Annotated in this window: 8 protein-coding genes and 1 pseudogene; 3 read left to right on the top strand and 6 right to left on the bottom strand. The window is 51.6% G+C overall.

All coding sequences use genetic code 11. From position 1 onward, the window contains the following. Window positions 1-315: 315 nt before the first annotated feature. From RTI30_RS10795 to RTI30_RS10780, 4 genes are all read right to left on the bottom strand, one after another. Complete coding sequence (locus RTI30_RS10795; RefSeq protein ID WP_312283758.1) at window positions 316-1,218, bottom strand: Dam family site-specific DNA-(adenine-N6)-methyltransferase; 903 nt, start codon at window positions 1,216-1,218, stop codon at window positions 316-318. Then, window positions 1,218-2,072, bottom strand: coding sequence for an EcoRV family type II restriction endonuclease (locus RTI30_RS10790; protein ID WP_312283757.1), 855 nt, complete (start codon window positions 2,070-2,072; stop codon window positions 1,218-1,220). The genes RTI30_RS10795 and RTI30_RS10790 overlap by 1 nt, the downstream gene beginning before the upstream one ends. Before the next feature lie 169 nt (window positions 2,073-2,241). Next, on the bottom strand, window positions 2,242-2,550 hold the full coding sequence (locus tag RTI30_RS10785; RefSeq protein ID WP_312283756.1) for a BrnA antitoxin family protein: 309 nt from the start codon (window positions 2,548-2,550) through the stop codon (window positions 2,242-2,244). Further along, window positions 2,516-2,800, bottom strand: a complete 285-nt coding sequence (locus tag RTI30_RS10780) for a BrnT family toxin (protein WP_312283755.1) — start codon at window positions 2,798-2,800, stop codon at window positions 2,516-2,518. Before RTI30_RS10780 ends, RTI30_RS10785 begins: the two co-directional genes overlap by 35 nt. Before the next feature lie 160 nt (window positions 2,801-2,960). On the opposite strand from RTI30_RS10780, the gene RTI30_RS10775 reads away from it, so the two are divergent. The 3 genes from RTI30_RS10775 (at window position 2,961) to RTI30_RS10765 (ending at window position 7,539) form a co-directional block, all read left to right on the top strand. Then, window positions 2,961-3,326 (top strand): hypothetical protein, encoded by a 366-nt coding sequence (locus RTI30_RS10775; protein WP_312283754.1) that lies wholly within the window; start codon window positions 2,961-2,963, stop codon window positions 3,324-3,326. A gap of 310 nt (window positions 3,327-3,636) precedes the next feature. Further along, window positions 3,637-4,713 (top strand): replication initiation protein, encoded by a 1,077-nt coding sequence (locus RTI30_RS10770; RefSeq protein WP_312283753.1) that lies wholly within the window; start codon window positions 3,637-3,639, stop codon window positions 4,711-4,713. 1,725 nt (window positions 4,714-6,438) lie between these two features. Beyond that, entirely contained in the window at window positions 6,439-7,539 is a 1,101-nt protein-coding gene (locus tag RTI30_RS10765; RefSeq protein ID WP_312283752.1) for a fatty acid desaturase, read from the top strand. Between the two features lie 90 nt (window positions 7,540-7,629). Here the strand turns inward: RTI30_RS10765 and RTI30_RS10760 are convergent. Together RTI30_RS10760 and RTI30_RS10755 are read right to left on the bottom strand one after the other, a co-directional pair. Then, a pseudogene (locus tag RTI30_RS10760) lies at window positions 7,630-7,915 on the bottom strand (IS3 family transposase); the annotation flags it as partial. Continuing rightward, window positions 7,905-8,287, bottom strand: a 383-nt coding sequence (locus RTI30_RS10755) for a hypothetical protein (protein ID WP_312283751.1), incomplete at its 5' end; no start/stop codon positions are given. The pseudogene RTI30_RS10760 and the gene RTI30_RS10755, both read right to left, overlap by 11 nt.

Genomic DNA, 8,287 nt, shown 5'->3' with positions numbered 1-8,287 from the left:
AAGGATTAGCCACATGCCAAGTGGCGGTTTTATCGCGTAGCGATGATGGCGTATTGGTCTGGATACAGTAACCCCGGACGGTTCCGGGAGCAAGACCCCCGGCGACCCCCGACCGACCCTGCATAGCAAGAGGGGCGCTGCTGACCTGGACGATGAGTCCGTTTCCAACAACCCATCTTTTTGGCTACTTTTCCAACAACGCCCAAGGCCTGCCCAAAAACATTGATCGGGAAGGCTTCGACTGGCGTGTCCATCAAACGGTGATTTGGTGGAATAGAGAGTGTTGGACTTCAGACTTGAAACCACCCCCTTTGGTCAGGTCTCTCTCCCAGTGGCCGGGCATTGGATTTGGCTTTCTTCACGGAAGCGTATAGGTGTGGCCATAAAGTTTGTTACTAGAGCTTCAACGACTGAGTTTCTATTTTCTTCTTTTCCGCCAACATGATAGAAATGCTCCTGTGTAAGAACGTGATATTTTGACCACAAGCATTTCACATATTCATTTTCTCGGTAGTCATTGTGATGCCAAGTCGACAAAATAAATTTTCCGGAAAAGCCTGAGAGCCGGTCAAAAAGCTCTCGTTCGTGACCATCATCCCACCCGTTGTAATAATCTCCATACCGATCAATGTATGGCGGATCGCAGTAAATTATGTCATTCGGTGAGGCATCTTGTATCGTCCTATTAAAATCTTGAAATTTGAATGTGAATTCTTTTTCCTTGATGATCTTACTGACCCACGCAACCTGATTGACAATTTTAGTTACGTAAGCCTTGGTAAATCGTTTGGGTTTTTTACAAAACGGAATATTGAAAATACCATTACTATTAAAGCGGATCATTCCATTAAACCCGGCGCGATTAATGAATAAAAAATCGAGCGGGGAGTGTCCTGCGTTAAATCTTTCCCTGACGAAGTAATAGTGTTTTTCGCCTTTTGACAACAACAATCCCCCTTCGCGAGTAAGAAATTCATTGACCACTTCAGGCGTTATTTCGCCTGACGCTATGCTGGCGTAGAAATTAATAAGGTGTGGGTTTGAGTCACACAAGACGGCGCGCCGTGGCGCGATATTAAAAGCCACGACTCCAGTACCCATGAATGGTTCAATCCATGTGCCGTTAAAGTCGGTCGGGAGTATGCTCTGTATCCAAGGGACGAGCTTTGTCTTTATGCCCTGCGATTTGATCGGCGGCACGCCAACTTTCATGGACATTATTCGCGGTTCCTTTTATCGACCACCAGAGAAACATCACCGTTTTTATATTCGACGAATTCTCGAAGCGTCGATATTTTCTTGGTGCCACCTTTTCCATCTTGGACAGTTATCTTCTTGTAGTTCATCCAATATTCGTCAAACCATTTTTCTCCGAGCTTCGAAAACATTCCATTGCCCGCGATGATGTCGGCTATGTTGTTTATGCTGCCGATGTTGGCTGTGTTGCCGCTTCCGCACTTATCGCTTGCAATCTTCCATTTTTCTGCGACAAAGAAATGGAAGTTTCGTGCCACGGAAGTGATCGAGTGCAATTCATCAATTCCATGGGCTCTTGTTTCGTCGATTGTCGCCCCCTCCGATCTGTCATAAATGATGCCAAGACAGAAATGGCCCGAGTAGCTCCCGTAGGGAAACTGGATGTTCTTCGTGCTGGTTCTATTCTCGAAATATTCGCCATGCGAGCCAAGCGTAAAACCGTTGCACAGGTGTGGCTTTTTTGGGTTTCTGTATGTGGTCTTGAAATCAACAGCAAACTTTACGGACTCATCGTTTGCTTTGACGAACGAAATGTCTGGGTAGTAATTCTGATGCTCTGCGAGAACAACTTTGTACCCGTTGGCCTGAGCAAACGCGAGAATTTTCGGAAAGAGGTGTATCTCAAGTATCTTCGATACGATCTTTGTATCTGACGAGATCGTGTAAACGTTCTTGAAGATGTCGATAAATCCTTTGACCGTCCATTGACCATCGTCACTGCTGACGTGACCTTGTAGTTCGGTGACGAACTGTTCCAGTTTTCGTGCAAATCTTGCTTTTTCCAGTTTTCGTGCAAATCTTGCTTTTTTAGTCATCTGATTACCACCAAAGCGAACGACCGTTTCAGAACATCAGACCTTTTGTTCCATTCTGTCTTGTGGTCCTGGTTGATGGATCGAAGGACAGCCTGATTTTGCTGGACTCTCCGCTTGCCGGTGAGGGTCCGTTATGAGACAAATCGATTCCATTTGGTTGGGCACCAAGCTATCGTTTTTGGTGCTGGACATACTCACGAAGCACCGCATTGATACGACTTTGATAACGCTTCCCTGTGCTACGAAAGAACGCCAAAACATCTGCATCAAGGCGCAATGTCACCTGTTTCTTGTTTTCTGAGGGGATCAGCGCTTCAGGACGGGTCCACTGTCGATTCGGGCGGTCTGGTAAGTCGCTCGTATCGATCTGTTCGTCTGACATTTGCGCCAAGGCCTCCAGACGACGGCGCTGTTTCGCGTCCATCTTTGGAGGATTGGTTAGGTCAAAGGTTTTCCTGATTGTATGACTTTCGCTCACTTTTCGTTGCCTTCCTTGCTGAGATCAGGCGGATCACCTCGCGGTCTTCCCCCCGCACTGTGTAGGCCACTGACAATAGAACGGGGCCAGCCATGCCTACTGTGACCCATCGGTCCTCACCATAATTATCACGCCCATCGTGGGCCTCGATCCTGTTCCCATCCGAGAACACCCAGACCGCATCCTCAAAAGCTACCTTGTGTCTTTTGAGGTTTAGCCTTGCCTTTCTCTCGTCCCACTCAAAATCCATAACTTAATATACTACAAATGTAGCTATATAAAAAGAGAAAAGCACCACGGAAACCATCAACGGTGCGTTACTGGTTGGCGGTGGCGCGGCCTCCGTTTTGCCACTATGGTTATTCGTCTTTGATGTAAAACGTAATTTACATTAATGGACAGGTGGTTACATGACGAAATTGACAATAACAGAGGCTGCAAAGGTAGCCGGAATCTCTCGGATGACCCTCTACAAACATATCAAGAATGGCCTTATATCAGTGGAAAAAGACCAGTTTGGGAAGCCTGGCATCGATACTTCAGAGCTTATCAGGGTCTTTGGTGATCTGAAGGGTGATCTTGGAACAGATGTTGACAGTAAGAACATGGCTTTACAGGCCGAACTTGAGAGCTGTAGGGAGATGCTGTCTCTGGTCCGGCAGGAGTTGGATAGGGCGTTGGAGCGTGAAGTCTGGTTGAAGGCCCGCATTGAGGCCTCAGAACAGAAACTCCTTGCTAGCCAAGAAACCAAGCGCCGTTGGTGGTGGCCGTGGTAGGTTGAGAGCAAGGCAAACCAAAGCCTCTCAAGCGCACCATGTGCCCTTTATCTTGCGTTCATTCCCGTTGGTCAGGAACACCCACTTGGCAGATTCGCGGCCCTGGGAGTAGATTCGCCGAATGATTTTGAAACAAAAGGCATTGCCATGATTCAGGCAACACAATGCCCCGATTCCTGTGAAGCTTTCGCACGGCACTCAGGAGATCGGGGCACAGAGACCGGGGAGGTCCGGGGACAGTATAGCCGTTGCTGTACCCCACACCTAGCCCCCCGGTCCCGTCAACCAGACGCGATGACCGGAGGGCAGCATGGCCGCCCGTAAGCGCAAGCCCCCATCCGCCGAGCAAACAGCCCTCGATTTGGGCATCCCAGTGGGCCTATACCCATTGGTCGAACACTTACCCTATCGGTCCTATTGCACCAATGACTTTGGCGGAGGCCTTCGCATCCGAACCCGGAAGCAGGCCTTGGCCTACCGATACATCCAGCACAATCCGCCAGCGCAGGTCTGGACCATCGTGCTGGACGTGGACCACCGTATTTGCGACCCCGAAACATTCACCTATTGCTGGGAGACCCAAGACCCAGAGGGGCCGACCCCGAACGCCATAGCGATCAATCCGAAAAACGGCCACGGCCACCTGTTCTATTTCCTCGAGGCTGGCGTTACCCGCACGCAGGCAGGCAGGGAAGCCCCTTTGCGCTATCTGGCAGCCATAGAACGCGCCCTATGCGTCAAGATGGATGCCGATCACCTCTATGTCGGCCTTGTAAGCAAAAACCTGATCCACCCGCATTGGCTAACCCATATATTCCATGATCGCCGCTGGACCCTTGGCGAATTGGCGGAGTATCTCAACCTCGATGCGGCCAATGCCCGGCGCTATGTCCCCAATACCCCGGAAGAAGCCTACCAAGAGGGCCGGAACGTGTTCCTGTTCCACACGGCCCGTAAATGGGCCTACAGCGCGATTAGGGACTATTGGGCACCAAATGGCTTACCCCAGTGGCAGGATGCGATTTTGGGGCATTTACGGGCCATTAACGGGCAATTTCACGCGCCCCTCTATGAACCGGAACTCAGGACCATAGCCAAGAGCATTGCCAAGTGGACCTGGCGGCGCATTACGCCCGCAGGACTGCAAGACCTCATCGAGCGCACCCATACGCCAGAGCTACAGGCCGAGAGGGGCAGGCTTGGCGGGCTGGCAGCGACCAATCAGGTAGAGGCCGGAATCGCCAGCGGTAAAGCCCGCAGGCTATCCAGAGAGCGGGACCGCGCTACAGCGCGACTTTTGCGAGCCAAAGGATGGACTTACCGAAAGATAGCCGCAGAGCTTGGGGTGCATCACAGGACGATCGAAAGGTGGTGTCTTGGCGCTTGAACGAGCCTATATCAGATAACAGCCAGCGGGGGCGGCTTGAGCGCAGCGAAAGAACCGCCCCGAATCGGCTGGGCCGCAGGCAGGTAGGGAGGCAAAGCCGACCGGCCACCTGCCGTCGCGGCTTCCACAGAGTTTGCCAATGTTGGCATCGGATTCTGCCGTAGTAGCGGGGAAAGCCAGATCGATAGATCAGAAAACTGAATCAGGCTGGCTGAGGGCCTAGCGAGCGAAGCGAGCGCAGGAACGAGGCCAGCACTACGGGGGAAAGCATATCGGCCAAGACATCGGCTAAGGGTAGCCGAGGCCTCTATGTCCGGCACGGAGGGTGAGGGGTTCCGGGAGAGAGGGTTCAGGCCTGCCACGAAAAATGGCGGGCCTGATTCCCGAATCTTGGAGAGTCCTTGGTGGGGTCATCCACAGGTCTGAGTGTCGCGACTGAGCTATAGGAAATCCCGCTTCTTTGAAGCCACTGTCGACCAGCACTAATCATGTCACGGGTTCCAATTCCGTAATTTCTGGACACAGCTAACCCTCCTTCTCTCAAAGGATAAAAAAATGTTTATTTAAGCCACCTTGTGGATAGAAAGTGGCTTAAATAAACACGGGTGCGAACACCCGTGTTTATATCGATCGGTCTGAAAACCACGCTGTAAATCAAATCTAAATAAAATCGCACGGAATCATTTCCTGACCACTCCAAGACAGGCGCTGAGGTCCGAAGGGAGCTGCAAAAGCAGATCCAGTGATCAGGGCGTCTCCCTCCAGACCCATACCTGCCGTGGTAAGTGTTGGATGCGCGTTTTGACGAGCGGCGCTCGGGAGGGAAGACGGGCCAAACTTAATGGATCGCCGGCCACGCGATGAGCTTTTTTCTGGTGCAGTCGCGGCTAAGCGATTGTGCGATTACAAAATGTCTCTGTAGTGCTGTGCTTGGTTCGCGGTTGACGGGGCCGCGAAGAAGGGTACTCCCAGGGGGACAGTGGGGGTCAGTCGGTGCCGGTCAGGGCGCTGTCGATCCTGGGTCGGGAGGCGATTTCATGCAATTTCATGCGCGAAAATTGCCCTGAAATGCCAGCCGTTATTGGGTTCCCACCGCCCGTCTCTTTCGCTCGCGTTGCTCGCAAAAGAGACGGGCGGCATGGCTTTGCTCGCTCCTGGCTACGCAGTCGCTCGCTTGGTCATGCGTTGTGGTGGGAAAATCTTCGATGGATGTGTTGGCAGACGCTTGCTCCCAGCCTTCGGCGGTCGCTTGGTCTCCTGCTGATATTTGGACGTGACTTGGGTAAGGGTACAGCAAAAAGGATTAGCCACATGCCAAGTGGCGGTTTTATCGCGTAGCGATGATGGCGTATTGGTCTGGATACAGTAACCCCGGACGGTTCCGGGAGCAAGACCCCCGGCGACCCCCGACCGACCCTGCATAGCAAGAGGGGCGCTGCTGACCTGGACGATGAGCCCGTTTCCAACAACCCATCTTTTTGGCCATCTTTCCAACAACCTCCGAGGCCTGCCAGAAAACATTGGCCGAGAAGGCCTCGGCGGGCGTGTCCATCAAAGGGTGGTTTGATGGGCGAGGGTGTTGCGCTTCAAGATCAAAACCTCTATTTCTTATAATTTGAATTAAAACAAACGCTTATAACAATATATTTATATATCCTTGTGTACTTGTTCTTCGGAAAAATAAAGGATATAAACGTATTATTATAAGCCAACATGGTGATCACGATGTCCGACGATCCGATTTCCCTCAATGGACTAAAGCCTGTTCCCCTCGCGGAACTTCGTAAAAGTATTGCTCCAGAGCGGTATCAACGTTCCCTGGTCCACGCCCTTGGTAGCCTCTCTTTTGATGGGTTTTTATACATAGCTGCGGTCATGGCGATCTTTCTGAACCCGCATCCGCTGGCCAAGATATTCTTTGGTCTGCTGGCGGGTTCCGCAGTAGCTTTTCTTTTTATCTGGGGGCATGACGCGGCTCACGGGGCTCTCTTTACCAGTCAACGAGTAGCGCGGATCCTGGGGACCCTCAGCATGCTGCCATCATTCAATATGTACCGACTTTGGTCTCATGGCCATAATCGTGTCCATCACGGTTTTACCAGCCTGAGTACCATCGATTGGATCTGGCGACCCTGTACCCCGGCCGAATATCAGCAAAAAACGTGGTGGCAACGGTGGATCTATCGTCTCGAACGAAGCCCCTACACTTGCGCGCTCCACTACTTGCTACGGGTGTGGTGGCCTGGAATGATCCGTTTCCAAGGGGATGGAAAAAACCGGAAAGCTTTCCGCAACGATAAAATCCTGACCCTACTGTTTTTTGTGAGTTACTCGATCATCGCCTGGTGGCTGGGTGGTTTTTGGACTTGGATTGCGGCTGTGGTACTGCCTTTTGTGGTCTTTAACTACTACATTGCCTTATTTGTCTTTCTCCATCATACCCATCCAGATCTACCGTTTTTTATCCACAAGGAAGAGTGGTCGCCCAGTATTGGTCAACTCCATTGCAGCACCATCGTCCGCTGTTCCCGGATCAGCGAATGGTTGACCCATAATATCTTGATCCATACCCCTCACCATGTGGACCCACGCATCCCTTTCTATCATCTGAAAGCGGCCTATGAAGATCTCCGAAGCCAATATGGAGCCTATATGCAGGAAACTCGTTTCAGTTTTCGAGAGGTGCGAAATATTTTTCGGCAATGCCAACTGTATGATTTTGAAAGCCACCATTGGATCCGTTTCCGCGAACTTGGCTCTTGGCAACGGGCCCACGAAATGGGCGACCCTGTTCACTCATTGGTTGGTCAGCTACCAACTCCATAGTAACTGCGATGCCAGTCCACAAATGCAGAAAGCCCTTCGGCTGAGGTGTCCTGTAAATAGTGGACAGTTCCGTCTCAAGCGACTGCTCGTGAAGGTCTGTGCAAACACAGCGGGTGCCAAATAGCCAATCCGGGAATGCCGGCGTTGGCGGTTGTTAAAAAATATCAATGTACTCCCGAACCGCTGCACAGGCCTCCGATCGGGTCTCGAAGTGCTGTTGATAGACCCTCGTGTTTTTCAAACTGCCCCAGAAGCTCTCGATGGGGGCATTATCGTAGCCATTCTTTTTCCTCGACATGGAGGCGATCAAACCCTGTTGCTGGAGAATGGCGCGGGAGGCCTTGGCGCAATATTGGCTTCACCGATCAGAGTGGTGGCAATGGACTGGCTTCTTTGGCAGCGGGAAAGCCAGAGCGCACCCAGTTAACCAGGGTGCGTCCGTGCGCGTAAATGTAGGGAACAACACTGGGATCTACACTCGATAGCTCTGCATAAACGCCGTCTGGCAACATGGTGAGCTGGACGTGAACAACATCGCGGTACTCGTATAATCGTTGGAAAAGAACATCCCAGGAGCGGATAGCTCTGCCTTTGGAAAAACGTTGTTTCATATCGCGGGCATGGCGTTGCAATATCTGGGCGACTTCGGGATCCGTGCTGGTCGTCCATGCCCTGATACCATCGGATCGATGTTCGGTGCGTCGGCTGATGCTGGTATGGCGTTCCAGTAGAAGACGATAATCGGCCT

Origin of the sequence: Candidatus Igneacidithiobacillus taiwanensis (assembly GCF_031962545.1) — a bacterium.
Classification (GTDB): domain Bacteria; phylum Pseudomonadota; class Gammaproteobacteria; order Acidithiobacillales; family Acidithiobacillaceae; genus Igneacidithiobacillus; species Igneacidithiobacillus taiwanensis.
Note: the sequence above shows the minus strand (reverse complement) of the source record. Positions and strands in the feature narration are given on the sequence as shown.

Excerpts from the sequence above, each read along its gene's own strand:
- RTI30_RS10795 (WP_312283758.1), bottom strand. The coding sequence starts at position 1,218 with ATGTCCATGAAAGTTGGCGTGCCGCCGATCAAATCGCAGGGCATAAAG.
- RTI30_RS10790 (WP_312283757.1), bottom strand. The coding sequence starts at position 2,072 with ATGACTAAAAAAGCAAGATTTGCACGAAAACTGGAAAAAGCAAGATTT.
- RTI30_RS10780 (WP_312283755.1), bottom strand. The coding sequence starts at position 2,800 with ATGGATTTTGAGTGGGACGAGAGAAAGGCAAGGCTAAACCTCAAAAGA.
- RTI30_RS10775 (WP_312283754.1), top strand. The coding sequence starts at position 2,961 with ATGACGAAATTGACAATAACAGAGGCTGCAAAGGTAGCCGGAATCTCT.
- RTI30_RS10770 (WP_312283753.1), top strand. The coding sequence starts at position 3,637 with ATGGCCGCCCGTAAGCGCAAGCCCCCATCCGCCGAGCAAACAGCCCTC.
- RTI30_RS10765 (WP_312283752.1), top strand. The coding sequence starts at position 6,439 with ATGTCCGACGATCCGATTTCCCTCAATGGACTAAAGCCTGTTCCCCTC.